This is a genomic window from Ruegeria sp. G7 (assembly GCF_056535465.1).
The window spans coordinates 2996413-3011908 of sequence record NZ_JBQFIL010000001.1 but is presented as its reverse complement, the minus strand read 5'-3'; the positions used below and the strand labels follow the sequence as shown (position 1 = coordinate 3011908).

The window sequence follows — 15496 nt, the reverse complement described above, 5'->3', positions numbered from 1 at the left end:
AAAGGGAAAGGGCATTCAGCGGCACGTTTTGCACAGCTTGCGTCGTTTTCGGGCTTGGTAAAGCCCAACACGGAAAAACAACTTGGTTCAGGGCTTTCCCTTGGGTGAAATCCATGTAATAGGGTCACCGTCAAACGGGCTTTTGCATGGGGTTATCAGATGCAGATTCGTGAGGCACTCACCTTCGACGACGTTCTTCTTGTTCCGGGCGCATCTTCTGTGCTGCCGGCAACCGCGGATACGACCACGCGCGTGACGCGTGAGATCACCATGAATATCCCTCTGCTGAGTTCAGCGATGGACACGGTGACCGAGGCACGCATGGCCATTGCTATGGCGCAGGCCGGGGGCATCGGCGTGGTGCACAAGAACCTTTCGGTCGAGGAACAGGCCCGCGAAGTGCGCCGCGTGAAGCGCTTTGAATCCGGTATCGTGTATAACCCCGTGACCTTGCGCGCGGATCAAACGCTGGCCGATGCGCAGGCGCTCGTGGAACGGTACAATTTCACCGGTTTTCCCGTTGTTGATGAAAGCGGCCGGGTCGTGGGCATTGTGACCAATCGGGATATGCGTTTTGCGACCTCGGACGATACGCCGATTAAGGCGATGATGACCTCGGACAATCTGGCGATGCTGCAGGAACCTGCTGATTTGGAAGAGGCCAAAAGCCTTATGCGCGCCCGGCGCATCGAAAAACTGCTGGTCGTTGACGGCGGCGGTAAGCTGACCGGCCTGCTGACTTTGAAAGACACCGAACAGGCTGTGCTGAACCCAACCGCCTGCAAGGACCGTCTGGGTCGCCTGCGGGTGGCGGCGGCAACTTCGGTGGGCGATGCCGGGTTTGAACGGTCTGAGCAGCTTGTGGATTCGGGCGTCGATATCATCGTCGTCGACACCGCGCATGGTCATTCGCAAGGGGTGCTGGATGCGGTCCGCCGGGTCAAGACGCTGTCGAACGAGGTTCAGATCATCGCCGGGAACGTCGCCACGGGCGAGGCAACCAAGGCGCTGATTGATGCGGGTGCCGATGCGATCAAGGTGGGCATCGGGCCGGGTTCGATCTGTACCACGCGGATGGTGGCCGGGGTCGGAGTGCCTCAGCTGACGGCGATCATGGATTGTGCAGCGGCGGCGGGTGATATTCCGGTCATCGCGGATGGCGGTATCAAGTTCTCTGGCGACTTCGCCAAAGCGATTGCGGCAGGGGCGTCCTGCGCCATGGTCGGCTCGATGATCGCAGGCACGGATGAAAGCCCGGGCGAGGTCATTCTGTACCAAGGCCGCTCGTTCAAATCCTATCGCGGCATGGGCAGTCTGGGTGCGATGGCGCGTGGTTCGGCGGATCGGTATTTCCAGAAGGACGCAGCCAACGACAAGCTGGTGCCCGAAGGGATCGAGGGGCAGGTGCCCTATAAGGGCTCGGCCAGCGCTGTGGTGCACCAACTGGTCGGAGGCCTGCGCGCGGCGATGGGCTATACCGGATGTGCAACCGTTGATGAGATGCGTAAGAACTGCAATTTCGTCAAGATCACCGGCGCGGGACTGAAGGAAAGCCATGTGCATGACGTCCAGATCACCCGCGAAAGCCCGAACTATCGTGTGATGTGATCTTCGGGATTCGAAACGGTAATGACCCCGGCAGCGCGCGTTCAGGCCTCAATTGAGATTCTCGACGAGATTCTCTCGGGCGTCGCGGTTGAAAAAGCCCTGACCGGCTGGGCCCGGCGCAGCCGGTTCGCCGGGTCAAAAGATCGTGCGGCGATCCGGGACCATGTGTTTGGCGCCCTGCGTTGCAAACGATCCTTCGCGGCGCTCGGCGGGGCGGAAACCGGGCGCGGGCTGATGATCGGAGCAATCCGTGCAGAATCCGGCGATCCCTCTGCCGTGTTCACGGGCAACAAGTTCGCACCAGCGCCCATCGCGTCCTCAGAGCAGGCGCGCCCTTTTGCCAGTGATGCCGAGCGCCTTGATATTCCAGAATGGCTCTGGCCTACGTTCAAAGGGTCATTGGCAGAAGAAACCGAGCAGGCAGCTCGGGCTTTGCAGACACGCGCACCCGTGCATTTGCGCGTCAACCGCGCAAAAGGTGACAGGACAGCAGCGGCGCTTCGGCTGGCTGAGGACGGAATAGCGACGGCCCCGCATAGAGCCTGCAAGACCGCGCTTGAGGTGACAGAAGGTGAGCGCGGGGTTGCCCAAAGTACGGCTTATAAAACCGGGCTTGTCGAACTGCAGGATGCTGCAAGTCAGGCCGTGACTGCAGCGCTTGATCTGCACGCAGGCCTGCGTGTTCTGGACTACTGCGCGGGCGGAGGCGGCAAAAGCCTGGCGTTGGCCGCAGAGGGTGTTCAGGTGTTCGCCCATGATGCCAGTCCGGCGCGGATGCGTGATCTTCCGGCGCGTGCGCAGCGTGCGGGGGTCAATGTCACGCTCCTGTCGTCCGGGCAATTGGCTAAGCAAGCACCATTTGACATTGTTTTGACCGACGTGCCCTGTTCGGGAAGCGGTTCTTGGCGCCGCGCACCCGCTGGAAAATGGGCGCTAACACCCGAGCGTTTGCAGGAACTGACAGACCTTCAGGCCCGGATCCTGTCCGATGTTGTGCCGTTTGTGGCAACGGGTGGGGTGCTGGCATATGCGACATGCTCGATGCTGACGACCGAGAATGACGCTGTTGTCGATGCGTTTTTGCACAACCATCCGGACTGGGTTTGCGGGTTGCGCAAATCGTGGCTGGTTTCACACGGTACCGATGGATTTTACACAGCTCACTTGACGAGAGCGTGAATTTGAAAAATCAACCATAAGCAGTTTAAGCCGTGAACTTGTTAAGCGGTGGTTAACCATTGCAGGCCGATATTGGTCAAAAATTGACTTAACACGAGCTGTTTATGTCCGAAATTTCTCAGTCCTTTCCTGACGCTGCGGGGCGTTGGGGTGGTGTACACTGGCGTTCTGTCTCACTTGGGGTGATCGCTCTGATTTTGTGCCTGCCTGCCGGGCTTGGTCTGGTTCCAGCTCCGTGGAGCGTAATGACCCTGACCGCGGGTTTGTCGTCGCTGGTTGTTGTTCTCTTTGACCTTGGGCGCAAATGGCACCAGAACCGGGCCAGCCAGCAAGCGCTGGCTTACATCTCGGCTTATCTTGATCATCAGACCACATCCAGCCTGATCGCCACCGCAAGTGGCCGCATCCTGAATGCCAATCTGCGCGCACGATCCTGCCTGAAAGCGACCATTGGCGGACGTCTCGACATATGCCTGCGGTCCAGATTCGCGACCCCGGCTGCGGTTTTGACCAGTCTCCAGGCGCAGGCCAGGACACGGGGAAGGGCCGAACGCGATATTGTCACGCGTGGTCAGACGATCTCGGTCGCGGTGACGCGGCTGGATGACGATTGCTTTTGCTGGCGCTTTGGGCCGCAACCAGCGTGCCGTGCTCGGGACATTCAGGCTCCGGTCCTGACGGTTGGTTGCGACGATGTGGTGTTGGGGGCAAACGACGCAGCGATACGCCTTCTTGGCCGCAGCCCCGTGACCATTGGCCAGGTGCTATCACCCGGTGCGCAGCCTGGCGTCCATCAGTTGCTGACCCCAGAGGGGCAAAGATCGGTGATTCTTTCGACCTTGCGGGAAAGCGACACGGTCCGGGATATCCTGTTGACGCCGGTTGATGTCGCTACTGCCGATCTTGATCCGGCGACGGTCGCCGAGCTTCCTGTTCCGGTCATGCGGCTTTCCGCCGACGGAGAAATTCTGGAAGCTAACCGATTGGCAGAGCAACTGATCGGAGACGTCGAACCCGGGGTTACCAATATCGAGACTATGATGCAGGGGCTTGGCTATCCGATCCGCGACTGGCTGAGCCGCGCGCTGGAACTGAACGCCACGCCGCGTTCGGAATTTCTGCGCCTGACGCGCCGGGATCAAGACGTGTTCGTACAGGTCACTCTGTCGCGTATCCAGCGCGAGGGCCAGGCAGCACTGATTGCTGTGCTCAACGATGCAACGGAGCTGAAGACACTTGAGGCGCAGTTTGTTCAGGGTCAAAAAATGCAGGCGGTGGGCCAGCTTGCAGGTGGGGTTGCGCATGATTTCAACAATCTTCTGACCGCGATTTCGGGTCACTGCGATTTGCTGCTGCTGCGCCATGATCAAAACGATCCGGATTATGGGGACCTTGTGCAGATCAATCAGAACGCTAACCGCGCGGCGGCTCTGGTCAGCCAGTTGCTTGCGTTCTCGCGCAAGCAGACGTTGCGGCCCCAGACTCTGGACCTGCGGGATACGATCTCGGATTTGATTCATCTGCTGAACCGTCTGGTCGGTGAGAAGGTGCGCCTGACCCTCAGCCACGATCCCGTCCTTAAACCGGTATGCGCCGACAAGCGTCAGCTTGAGCAGGTTTTGATGAACCTCGTGGTCAACGCCCGCGACGCGATGCCCGAGGGTGGCGAGATCCGGATCGAGACCGAGGTGCTGTCCCTGGATCGGCCCTTCACCCGCGACCGGGCAACGGTACAGCCCGGCGAATATGTTACGGTGAAGGTGATCGACAGCGGCATCGGCATACCTACAGACAAGCTGCAAAAGGTGTTCGAGCCGTTCTATACCACCAAGCGCACGGGTGAAGGCACGGGGCTGGGCCTGTCCACCGTCTATGGAATCGTGAAGCAGACCGGCGGTTTCATTTTTGTCGACAGCGTGCTGGGTAAGGGGACAGAATTCATGGTCCTATTACCCGTCAGCACGCTGATCGTCAGCGAAGAACCTGCGGCACCCGTCGCTCTGGAAGAGCCGATTGCGCGTCAGGGTGAGGGCGTGGTTCTGCTTGTCGAAGACGAAGCGCCGGTACGCGCGTTTGCAACACGCGCGCTGCGGCTGAAAGGATACACCGTGCTCGAGGCGGCCTCGGCCGAGGAGGCCTTGCGCCTGCTTGAAGACACGGATTTGTCTGTCGATGTCTTCGTGACTGATGTGGTCATGCCCGGTATGGATGGCCCAAGTTGGGTCCGTCAGGCGCGTGAGACGCGCCCTGATGTGCGGGTGGTGTTCATGTCAGGCTATACAGAAGGTGCTTTCAGTGAGTCCGGCCCAGAGCTTGAGAATTCCGCTTTCCTGCCCAAGCCGTTCTCACTGACGCAACTGACCGAAGCGGTTTATCAGCAATTGAGCTAGCGCGCCGCCTGATACAGTGCGAATTCGGCGGCATGTCTTTCGCGGAATCGCCGTTCGGTCTCTGCAGCAAGGTCCAAAGGCCGTTCCGGTGAGACATTTGTGCGGTCCAGGTGGATATCGCAGTTCAGACGATCCTGCAAAAAAGACCGTATCGCGTCCTGGTTTTCGTATTTGAACAAGTGATCAACGTCAGCGCCGGTTTTGCGCGGGCGCAGAAAGTCACTCTGGGATCCGACATCTGCAAAGGGCGCGGTTGGGGACGCCATATAGGCGTTCAGAAAATCGTCGAAACTCAGCGCATGGGTGGCATGCGCATGCCCCTGCCGTTCCGGCCGCGAGCGGTATCGATACCAACTGCCCAGCCAGTCTATGGGTTCGCGTATGACAGCCATCACCTCCATCTCGGTGTCGAAGATTTTGCGGAACATGGACTGAAAGAACCTGTCATAGCGACGCAGGTTTGCATGTTTCAGGTCTGTCGGACCGGAAATTACGATATCAGCCCGGTCGCGCAGGGCTTCCTGATAGGCGGTACTACCGGTTTTGGGCACAGACAACAGCGCAAGACGCTCTTTGTAAAAAACCAGCATTTCTCTTTTCTCTTCAACGCTTTTCGTGTCGCAGATTGTCGTAAACGACTCTTTAACACAATTGCTCAACAGTGGGTTTCGTAAGTTTTAGTTGAAATGTTCTCTTTTTGGTCCCATAAGGAACAAGAGGCGAACAAAGCAGCGATTGCCGCCCGTCAAAGGGTGTGACAAAAGGGATAGTGACAGGACAATGGCGGATCTTCTGACAATGAGCGACAAGAAAAACGCAGACAAGCAAAAGGCGCTCGACAGCGCTTTGGCCCAGATCGAACGACAGTTCGGCAAAGGCTCGATCATGAAGCTGGGCGAGGATTCCAAGCAGGATATCGAGGCTAGCTCGACCGGATCGCTCGGGCTGGACATCGCGCTGGGAATCGGCGGTCTGCCAATGGGGCGGATTGTTGAGATTTACGGGCCTGAAAGCTCGGGTAAAACCACGCTGACGCTGCATTGTATTGCGGAACAGCAGAAACGCGGTGGTGTTTGCGCGTTCGTTGACGCGGAACATGCGCTGGACCCGCAATATGCGCGCAAGCTGGGCGTTGATCTGGACGAGTTGCTGATCTCACAGCCCGATACCGGTGAACAGGCGTTGGAGATTACTGATACTCTGGTGCGCTCGGGCGCGGTGAACATGGTCGTGGTCGACTCGGTGGCAGCACTAACGCCGAAATCCGAGCTTGAGGGCGACATGGGCGACAGCAATGTCGGCGTTCAGGCGCGTCTTATGAGCCAGGCGATGCGCAAGCTGACGGGTTCGATCAGCCGCTCGAACTGTATGGTGATCTTCATCAACCAGATCAGGATGAAGATCGGCGTGATGTTTGGCAGCCCCGAGACCACAACAGGCGGTAACGCGCTGAAATTCTACAGCTCGGTCCGGCTGGATATCCGTCGTATCGGGGCGATCAAGGATCGGGATGAAGTGGTTGGCAACCAGACCCGTGTGAAGGTCGTCAAGAACAAGGTGGCACCGCCGTTCAAGCAGGTGGAATTCGACATCATGTATGGCGAAGGCATCAGCAAGATGGGTGAACTGCTGGATCTGGGCGTAAAGGCCGGTGTGGTCGAGAAGTCGGGTTCGTGGTTCAGCTATGGTGATGAACGGATCGGGCAGGGACGCGAGAACGCAAAGCAATACCTGCGTGACAATGGTCGCGTCGCGTTCGAGATCGAAGATAAGATTCGCGCTGCGCATGGCTTGGATTTCGACATGCCACCACAAGCGGAAGAGGATGATATCCTCGAGGCTTGAGACAGTCGCTGACGGGAACAGCAGAAATCCCCCGGCACCCCGATGGTGCTGAGAATATCTGGAACAGGGCGGTCCATCAGGGCCGCCTTGTTTCGTTTCAGGCACCTACGATGCCGTGAGATAGTTGCTTATCCCAAGGGCGGCCCCTCTATCCTGTGGACTATCCTTTGGGACAGGGATAAACCCATGAGCGAACAAGATGATTGCGCGCCGAGAGAGCCCCAATGCCCACGCTGAACGATATTCGATCAACCTTTCTGAACTATTTCGCCAAGCAGGGGCACGAGGTGGTCGCGTCCAGCCCGCTGGTGCCGCGTAATGACCCGACGCTGATGTTCGTGAACTCGGGCATGGTGCAGTTCAAGAACCTGTTCACCGGCGTTGAAACGCGCGACTACAGCCGCGCCACAACTGCGCAAAAATGCGTGCGGGCAGGGGGCAAGCACAACGATCTGGACAATGTGGGCTACACCGCACGCCATCATACATTCTTTGAAATGCTGGGAAATTTCTCGTTCGGGGACTATTTCAAGCATGATGCCATCCCGTTCGCCTGGGAGTTGATCACCAAGGAATTCGGGATCGACAAGAACCGCCTGTTGACCACCGTTTACCATACGGATGATGAGGCGTTCGAGATCTGGAAAAAGGTCGGCGTTCCCGAAGACAGGATCATCCGCATCGCCACCAATGACAACTTCTGGCAGATGGGCCCGACCGGTCCTTGCGGTCCCTGTACCGAGATTTTCTACGATCACGGCGATCATATCTGGGGCGGCCCTCCGGGTTCAGCCGAGGAAGATGGCGACCGGTTCATCGAAATCTGGAACATCGTTTTCATGCAGAACGAGCAGTTCGAGGACGGCTCGATGGTGGAACTCGACATGCAGTCGATCGATACCGGCATGGGGCTGGAGCGGATCGGCGCGCTGCTGCAGGGCAGCCATGACAATTACGATACCGATCTGTTCAAAACACTGATCGAGGCATCGGCTGAGGCGACAGGCGTCGATCCTTACGGCGATCAGAACGTGCATCATCGCGTGATCGCGGATCACTTGCGCTCGACATCCTTCCTGATCGCGGATGGTGTCATGCCCAGCAATGATGGGCGTGGATATGTTCTGCGCCGGATCATGCGACGCGCGATGCGCCATGCGCATCTGCTGGGCGCGAAGGACCCGGTGATGCACCAGCTGGTGCCGACGCTGGTGCGATTGATGGGGGCTCAGTACTCGGAACTGGGGCAGGCCCAACCGCTGATCGAAGAGACATTGCTGTTGGAAGAGACGCGGTTCAAGCAAACGCTCGACCGTGGACTCAAACTGCTCGACGATGAGGTGGCTGGACTGCCAAAAGGCGCGGCATTGCCCGGCGATGCGGCGTTCAAGCTGTATGACACCTATGGTTTCCCGTTGGACCTGACGCAAGATGCCCTGCGAGAGAAGGGGCTGACCGTCGACACCGATGGATTCGATGCTGCGATGGCCGAGCAAAAGGCCAAGGCCCGTGCCGCATGGGCGGGGTCTGGCGAATCCGCTGACCAGGCTGTTTGGTTCGATGTGCTTGATACCGCCGGGGCCACTGACTTTCTGGGCTACGATACAGAGCAGGCCGAGGGACAGATTGCGGCGCTGGTCGTTGACGGTGCGCTGGTGGACAAGATCGAAACGGGCGGCACGGGGTGGGCTGTTGTCAACCAGACGCCGTTCTATGGCGAGGCCGGCGGTCAGGTTGGCGACACGGGCGAAATTCGCCGTCTGGACGAACGCGCGCATGTCTCACGCGTTGAAGACACCAAGAAATTCGCCGATGGGAAGGTCTATGCGCATAAGATTGTGGTGGATCAGGGCATGCTGTCCAAAGGCGATGCTGTCGAGCTTGCTGTTGATCACACCCGTCGTACCGCGATCCGCGCAAACCACTCGGCCACGCACCTTCTGCATGAGGCGCTTCGTGAAACGCTTGGCGACCATGTGGCGCAGCGTGGGTCGCTCAATGCCGCCGAGCGTCTGCGGTTCGATTTCAGCCACGCCAAGGCGCTGACCTTGGGCGAAATCCAAAAGGTTGAGCGGGAGGTGAACGATTTCATCCGCCAGAATTCAACCGTTGAAACCCGCATCATGACCCCGGACGACGCGCGTGCACTGGGGGCGCAGGCGTTGTTTGGCGAAAAATACGGTGACGAGGTGCGCGTTGTTTCTATGGGCAAGGCGCCGACCGGCAAAGGGCAGGATGGCGAGACGTGGTCGATCGAGCTTTGCGGCGGGACGCATGTGCGTCAGACCGGCGATATCGGTACGTTTGTCGTGCTGGGCGACAGCGCCAGCAGTGCGGGTGTGCGGCGGATTGAAGCTCTGACCGGGGATGAGGCGTTCAAATACCTGTCTGCACAGGATCACCGTTTGGGTGCGATCGCGCTTGAGCTGAGAGCGCAGCCAGATGATGTGGTGGCGCGTGTGAAATCGTTGCTGGACGAACGCAAGGCACTGCAGAACGAAGTGGCCCAGCTGCGCCGCGATCTGGCCATGGCCGGGGGTGCCGGACCGGGCGGCGGTGCCGATGCGCGCGAGGTCAACGGTGTTGCATTCTTCGCGCAATCTCTGACCGGTGTATCCGGAAAAGACTTACCTGCGCTGATTGACGAGCACAAAACCCGCCTGGGATCAGGGGCTGTATTGCTGATCGCGGACACGGGCGGCAAGGCGGCAGTGGCCGCTGGTGTGACGCAGGATTTGATCGAAAAGCTGTCCGCGGTTGATCTGGTCAAGGCGGCGGTCGCGGAACTCGGCGGTAAGGGCGGTGGCGGCCGACCGGACATGGCGCAGGGTGGTGGCAAGGATGCTTCGAACGCAGATGCGGCCATCAAGGCTGCCGAGCAGGTATTGGGAGGATAAGATGCCAGCACTCTGGATCGCGCATGTCACGGTAACTGATGCGGACGCCTACGGAAAATATGCTGAGCTGGCGGGCCCTGCTATCGCGGCCCATGGCGGAGAGTTCATCGCCCGTGCCGCGCGCTATGTCCAGCTGGAAGGCAAAGAGCGGCCAAGAAATGTGGTCGCGCGTTTCCCATCGGTGGAAGCGGCGGTGGAGTGTTATCACTCGGCCGAATATCAGAAGGCGCTGGATCACGCACGCGGGGCCAGCGAGCGAGAACTGGTCGTCGTTGAAATCACTGATTGAGAATCACCTTTGGACCTGGATCTCCGCGAGCTCGTTGAAACCGATCACGAGAATGTGTGTTATCGCTTAGACTGTATGGCCGGCTTTTATGCCTCACAAAGTCAAATTATTACAAAGTCTTACGTCACGATTTTAAAGTGGAGATCGGGCCAAATGTGACGCCCGCGCCATGATCCTGCGCGGAAATCGTCACAAAAAATGACGAATTTCCGCCGCTTTTCCCCCTCAGCTTCAACATGAGATTGCGTGCGACCCGCTGTTCACGGATATTTTCCAGTGAGCAGATAGGGTTCTGAGCCACGCTGATCGGTTTGATTGAACAGAGCTCGAGGGACTGGGATGGATTGGATTAGCACGAAGCTAAGGGTCGCAGGTAACAGCGCCGTTCGATTTGGCGGTGCGTGCGCGATGTCTCTGCTGCTATGTGGGTCTGCGTTCTTCGCTACAAGCGCAGAAGCACGCGATGGCGCATTCATTCCGGTTGTTGCTGCGTCGCCCCCACCATCTGGTGCGGTTCAGTTGTGCCGGCAATACGCATGGGCTTGCGCGCACAAAGCAGTGGCTTCCATGTCCGGTGCTCAAGAGATGAAACTGGTCAAGCAGATCAACCGACGCGTCAATGCCTCGACGCGCGAGGTGACAGACCAGTCTCAATACAGAATGCGAGAGCACTGGGCGCTTCCCACCTCGCGTGGCGGAGATTGTGAAGATTTTGCGTTGCTTAAGAAACGAGATCTTGTGAATGCGGGAATCGACCCGCGTCGCCTTTTGATCGCAACGGTTTTGGACTCACGTAGGAACCCCCATGCGGTCTTGGTGTATCGCTCTGAGCAGGGCGATTTGGTTCTCGACAACTTGACGAACCGCATCAAACCTTGGTCAGAGACCCGTTATCTCTTTTTGCGTATGCAGAACCCAAATCAGCCGCGCAAGTGGGTTGGTGTATACGGTCGCAGCTAAGCACTGCTTGGTATCAGACGCCTAGATAATCAACCAATTGAATGAGAGTCGCTTTGCACTTCCCTCATTCTCTTTGTTTTGTGGGCGTGATCATTGCACTCGGGATCGCGAAATCGCAAGGCTACTTCTGAACTAGACCGATGGTCTTTGTTTCAGTCTTTGTCTCGGTCTTTGTCTCGGTCTTTGTCTCAGTGTTTGTTTCAGGCTTTGTATCGGTCTGCGTTTCAGACTTTGTATCAGTCTGCTTTTCAGATTCTTTTTCAGGACCACTACCCGATGGACTGCCGCCACCAGGGCTACCATTGCCACTTGGGCCGTTAGAGCTCGGGCTACCACGATTTTCATCTGCCGGACCATCGCCAGAGCGTTGCTGGGCAACGCCAACGGAGGCTGTGGGAAGGTCGGTCAGCAGCGCAGCGAAAGCTGGGCAGTCAAGAAAGGTCTGTTCCAGGATTGATTCAAAATCAGCGCGGCGCTGGATGTACCTCAACATTTGCGAGCTCACGATGTCGCAAGCGCACAGCGTGGTTGAAGAGACTGACTGCCGCGCCGTTTTCACGGTGCACATTTCCGAAGCTTGCGCGGTGCCGGTTGAGAGAAAGGGGAATGTCGCAGAAACAAAAACAAAAGATAACAGGGTGGACTTGATGCGCATGGCGCCTCTCCTTGGTACTCATTAACTGCGTTGCGTATATCGCCCCGCCGTCACAGTTTGAACATAAATTGGGCATCTTTCTGCGCGTTTTTTGCTGGGCGGGGAAGTGGCTCAAATCCGGAAAATGCGACTGCTTGCAGAAAAAGCAATAAAAAACAAAAAGAAAGCCCAGCCTGCGGCTGAGCTTTCCGGATTTCTTGGATGCGAGAAATGACGCAAAATTGCCACGATTGGGTCATTGTTTCCAATCTGTGAACCAGATTACTGCGCCTTCTAAGCGGATTTAGACATCCTTTTGCGTTCATGCGGATCGAGGTAGCGTTTGCGCAGGCGGATAGCGTTTGGCGTGACCTCGACCAGCTCGTCATCGTCGATATAGGCGATGGCTTCTTCCAGTGAGAACTGGATATGCGGCGTCAGGCGTACCGCATCGTCCGAACCGCTGGCGCGCACGTTGGTCAGCTTTTTGCCTTTCAGTGGGTTCACCTCAAGGTCGTTGTCGCGCGAGTGCTCGCCGATCACCATGCCCTGATAGACATCGGCCTGCGGGCCCACGAACATGCGGCCGCGCTCTTCAAGGTTCCATAGGGCGTAGGCCACGGCCTGACCGTTTTCCATCGAGATCAGAACGCCGGCGCGACGACCAGGGATCGGGCCTTTGTGCGCTGCCCATCCGTGGAACACGCGGTTTAGAACACCGGTCCCGCGCGTGTCGGTCAGGAATTCGCCGTGATAGCCGATCAAGCCGCGCGAGGGCACGTGCGCAATAATGCGGGTCTTGCCTGCGCCTGCGGGGCGCATCTCGGCCAGTTCACCTTTGCGGGCGCCGGTTATCTTTTCGATCACCGAGCCGGAATACTCGTCATCTACGTCGATGGTGACTTCTTCGATGGGCTCAAGGCGCTGGCCGTCTTCTTCGCGGAACAGAACCTGCGGGCGCGAGATGCTCAGTTCGAAGCCTTCCCGGCGCATATTCTCGATCAGGACACCCATCTGCAATTCGCCACGCCCCGCGACCTCGAACGCTTCGCCACCGGGGGTGTCGGTGATGCGGATCGCGACATTCGATTCGGCCTCTTTCATCAGCCGGTCGCGGATCACGCGGGACTGAACCTTTTTGCCGTCCCGACCGGCCAAGGGCGAGTCGTTGATGCCGAAGGTGACGGTGATGGTCGGCGGATCGATGGGCTGGGCGGGCAGGGCCTCGTCGACCTGCGGGGCGACCAACGAATCCGCTACAGTGGCTTTGCTCATGCCTGCGATGGTCACGATGTCACCCGCTTCGGCCACGTCGATGGGTTGCTGCGCCAGACCACGGAAGGCCAGAATTTTCGACGCGCGGAAGTTCTCGATCAGCGAACCGTCCCGGCTGAGCGCCTTGAGGGTGTCGCCCGCTTTAAGCGTGCCGCTTTCCACACGACCGGTCAGGATGCGACCGATGAACGGGTCGCTGCCCAGCGTCGTGGCGAGCATGCGGAACGGCTCGTTCTTTTTTTCGATCTGTTTGGGGGCGGGAACGTGATCGACGATCAGGTCGAACAGGGCGGTCAGGTCCTTGCGCGGGCCATCCAGCTCCATATCGGCCCAGCCCGAGCGCCCCGAGGCATACATGGCGGGGAAATCCAACTGGTCGTCGTCTGCGCCGAGGTTGGCGAAAAGGTCAAAGCACTCATCCAGCGCGCGGTCGGGCTCGGCATCGGGTTTGTCGACCTTATTCAGCACCACGATCGGGCGCAGCCCCAGTGCCAGCGCCTTGGAGGTGACAAACTTGGTCTGCGGCATTGGACCTTCGGCGGCGTCAACCAGCAGGACCACGCCGTCAACCATGCTGAGAATCCGCTCAACCTCACCACCGAAATCGGCGTGGCCCGGGGTGTCGACGATGTTGATGCGCGTGTCTTTCCACTCGACGCTGGTCGCTTTGGCGAGAATGGTAATGCCACGCTCGCGCTCCAGATCGTTGCTGTCCATGGCGCGTTCCGCCACGGCCTGATTTTCCCGGAACGCTCCGGATTGTTTGAGCAGCTCATCCACCAGGGTCGTCTTGCCGTGGTCCACGTGAGCGATGATTGCGATATTGCGCAGGTCCATGAGAGGTCAGCCTTTGAACGGGAAGTTGACGCGCGCATAGCGCGGCGCGGCGAAATATACCAGCCCTAACCGGCAGCCAGCAGGCTGCCGCGCCCTGAAACAGACCGGTGATCGGCAAACGAGCCAGATCATCAAAGGCCCGAAGTGCGCGGCGCAAGCTATCGAGACGCAAATGCAACGTTCGCGCCAGATGCTGTCAGTTCGCCATGCGAGACCTTCTGGATCCGCAAATGACCAAAGGTCAGGTAAACCTTACTATTCGCGCCACCGAAATGCGTGCTATCCACTGTATTGTTTTTAGTGTTTTTTTAACGAGTTTGAGTTGATGACGACTTTTGCAAAATCCGTCATAATCGTTTCGGTTCTGATTGTGGCGCTCGGGTGGCTTGCAGACGGGGGGTCCGTCGACATTGATGCAGCCCAATTTGTTGATCGGTATATCGGGGTTTTGGTTTAAGCGCCCGCCGAGCGATTAAAAAAGGAGCTCTCAGGGCTCCTTTTTTCTTTTCCTACTGCTTTTCGATCGCTTTCAGTTTCGATCTATGCTCGGTCAGTTTCTGAATGACGAACTGGCGCGCTTTGCGTTCGGCCAGGCGAACGCGGATTTCGGTCAGGAACGCTTCCTCCAGGGATTGCGAGGCAGCACCCAGCACATCTCCAACCTCGACGAAAAAGCGCTCTTCGCCCGTTTCATCCATGACTTTCATCGTGTCCTCGGCCAACTTGGCGGCAAGGGTGTTGATGGTGTCGGACATCAGCGTGTGTTCTCGGTCAAGCGGCGTTTCACGTAATCCGTCACATCGGTCATCAGCGTATCCATGTGACGTTCCTGGAAAAAGTGATCCGCACCCTCGACCTCGTTATGAGTGATGGTGATGCCCTTTTGCTCGTGCAGTTTGCCAACCAGCGACGCGGTGTCGGCAGGCGGAGCCACCCGGTCGGCCGAGCCGTTGATGATCAGGCCCGAAGACGGGCAGGGCGCGAGGAACGAGAAGTCATACATGTTCGCGGGCGGCGAGACACTGATGAATCCGGTGATCTCGGGGCGGCGCATCAGCAGTTGCATCCCGATCCATGCGCCGAACGAGAATCCGGCGACCCAGCAGTGTTTCGAGTTGTTGTTCATCGACTGCAGGTAATCCAGCGCAGAGGCGGCATCGCTCAGCTCTCCCACGCCCTGATCGTATTCGCCCTGGCTGCGGCCAACACCGCGGAAGTTAAAGCGCAGCACCGTAAAGCCCATGTTGTAAAAGGCGTAGTGCAGGTTGTAGACCACCTTGTTGTTCATGGTCCCGCCAAATTGAGGATGCGGGTGCAGGACGATGGCGATCGGTGCGTCTTTTTCCTTTTGCGGGTGGTAGCGGCCTTCCAGGCGGCCTTCGGGTCCGGGAAAAATCACCTCGGGCATGTGTGCTTTCGTCCTGTTTTTTACCGTGTTGGTCCCGGGATTATCTTGACGGTAATCGTCGGGTACTTTAGAACGGTTCTAATTGCATCTGTGTCGCGCAAATACGCTGTCAGTGGGAGATACGCACTGGTCGCGACGGCGTCAATGTTTTCGCGCGGTTCTTGCCGAGAGGGA

12 protein-coding genes are annotated in these 15496 nt (G+C 58.2%); 7 read left to right on the top strand and 5 right to left on the bottom strand.

Annotated features, from left to right (window positions below):
* The first annotated feature begins 159 nt into the window (after positions 1 to 159).
* From guaB to ACR3EN_RS15140, 3 genes are all read left to right on the top strand, one after another.
* Positions 160 to 1608, top strand: a complete 1449-nt coding sequence (gene guaB, locus ACR3EN_RS15150) for an IMP dehydrogenase (RefSeq protein WP_480822365.1) — start codon at positions 160 to 162, stop codon at positions 1606 to 1608.
* Positions 1609 to 1629: 21 nt separating this feature from the next.
* Positions 1630 to 2787 (top strand): RsmB/NOP family class I SAM-dependent RNA methyltransferase, encoded by a 1158-nt coding sequence (locus tag ACR3EN_RS15145; protein ID WP_480822363.1) that lies wholly within the window; start codon positions 1630 to 1632, stop codon positions 2785 to 2787.
* Positions 2788 to 2891: 104 nt separating this feature from the next.
* Positions 2892 to 5177: an ATP-binding protein gene (locus ACR3EN_RS15140; protein ID WP_480870781.1), complete on the top strand. Its 2286-nt coding sequence runs from the start codon at positions 2892 to 2894 to the stop codon at positions 5175 to 5177.
* Here ACR3EN_RS15140 and ACR3EN_RS15135 read toward each other — a convergent pair.
* Positions 5174 to 5767 carry a gamma-glutamyl kinase gene (locus ACR3EN_RS15135; protein ID WP_480870778.1) on the bottom strand — a complete coding sequence of 198 codons (594 nt, stop codon included), beginning with the start codon at positions 5765 to 5767 and terminating at the stop codon, positions 5174 to 5176. The genes ACR3EN_RS15140 and ACR3EN_RS15135 overlap by 4 nt on opposite strands.
* A 190-nt stretch (positions 5768 to 5957) precedes the next feature.
* Here ACR3EN_RS15135 and recA point away from each other — a divergent pair, with 190 nt between their 5' ends.
* The 4 genes from recA (at position 5958) to ACR3EN_RS15115 (ending at position 11168) form a co-directional block, all read left to right on the top strand.
* Positions 5958 to 7022 (top strand): recombinase RecA, encoded by a 1065-nt coding sequence (gene recA / locus ACR3EN_RS15130; protein ID WP_480822357.1) that lies wholly within the window; start codon positions 5958 to 5960, stop codon positions 7020 to 7022.
* Between the two features lie 224 nt (positions 7023 to 7246).
* Positions 7247 to 9919: an alanine--tRNA ligase gene (alaS, locus tag ACR3EN_RS15125; RefSeq protein WP_480822355.1), complete on the top strand. Its 2673-nt coding sequence runs from the start codon at positions 7247 to 7249 to the stop codon at positions 9917 to 9919.
* Position 9920: 1 nt separating this feature from the next.
* On the top strand, positions 9921 to 10208 hold the full coding sequence (locus tag ACR3EN_RS15120) for a DUF1330 domain-containing protein (RefSeq protein ID WP_480822353.1): 288 nt from the start codon (positions 9921 to 9923) through the stop codon (positions 10206 to 10208).
* A 339-nt stretch (positions 10209 to 10547) separates the two neighbouring features.
* Complete coding sequence (locus ACR3EN_RS15115) at positions 10548 to 11168, top strand: transglutaminase-like cysteine peptidase (RefSeq protein WP_480870776.1); 621 nt, start codon at positions 10548 to 10550, stop codon at positions 11166 to 11168.
* Between the two features lie 121 nt (positions 11169 to 11289).
* On the opposite strand, the gene ACR3EN_RS15110 is transcribed toward ACR3EN_RS15115, so the two are convergent.
* The 4 genes from ACR3EN_RS15110 to ACR3EN_RS15095 form a co-directional block, all read right to left on the bottom strand.
* A complete protein-coding gene (locus tag ACR3EN_RS15110; protein WP_480822349.1) occupies positions 11290 to 11823 on the bottom strand; it encodes a hypothetical protein in 534 nt (177 codons plus the stop codon).
* Between the two features lie 273 nt (positions 11824 to 12096).
* On the bottom strand, positions 12097 to 13914 hold the full coding sequence (gene typA / locus ACR3EN_RS15105; RefSeq protein WP_480822347.1) for a translational GTPase TypA: 1818 nt from the start codon (positions 13912 to 13914) through the stop codon (positions 12097 to 12099).
* Positions 13915 to 14423: 509 nt separating this feature from the next.
* A complete protein-coding gene (locus ACR3EN_RS15100; RefSeq protein ID WP_480822345.1) occupies positions 14424 to 14669 on the bottom strand; it encodes a hypothetical protein in 246 nt (81 codons plus the stop codon).
* Positions 14669 to 15322, bottom strand: coding sequence for an alpha/beta hydrolase (locus ACR3EN_RS15095; protein WP_480822343.1), 654 nt, complete (start codon positions 15320 to 15322; stop codon positions 14669 to 14671). The genes ACR3EN_RS15100 and ACR3EN_RS15095 overlap by 1 nt, the downstream gene beginning before the upstream one ends.
* Positions 15323 to 15496: the final 174 nt, after the last annotated feature.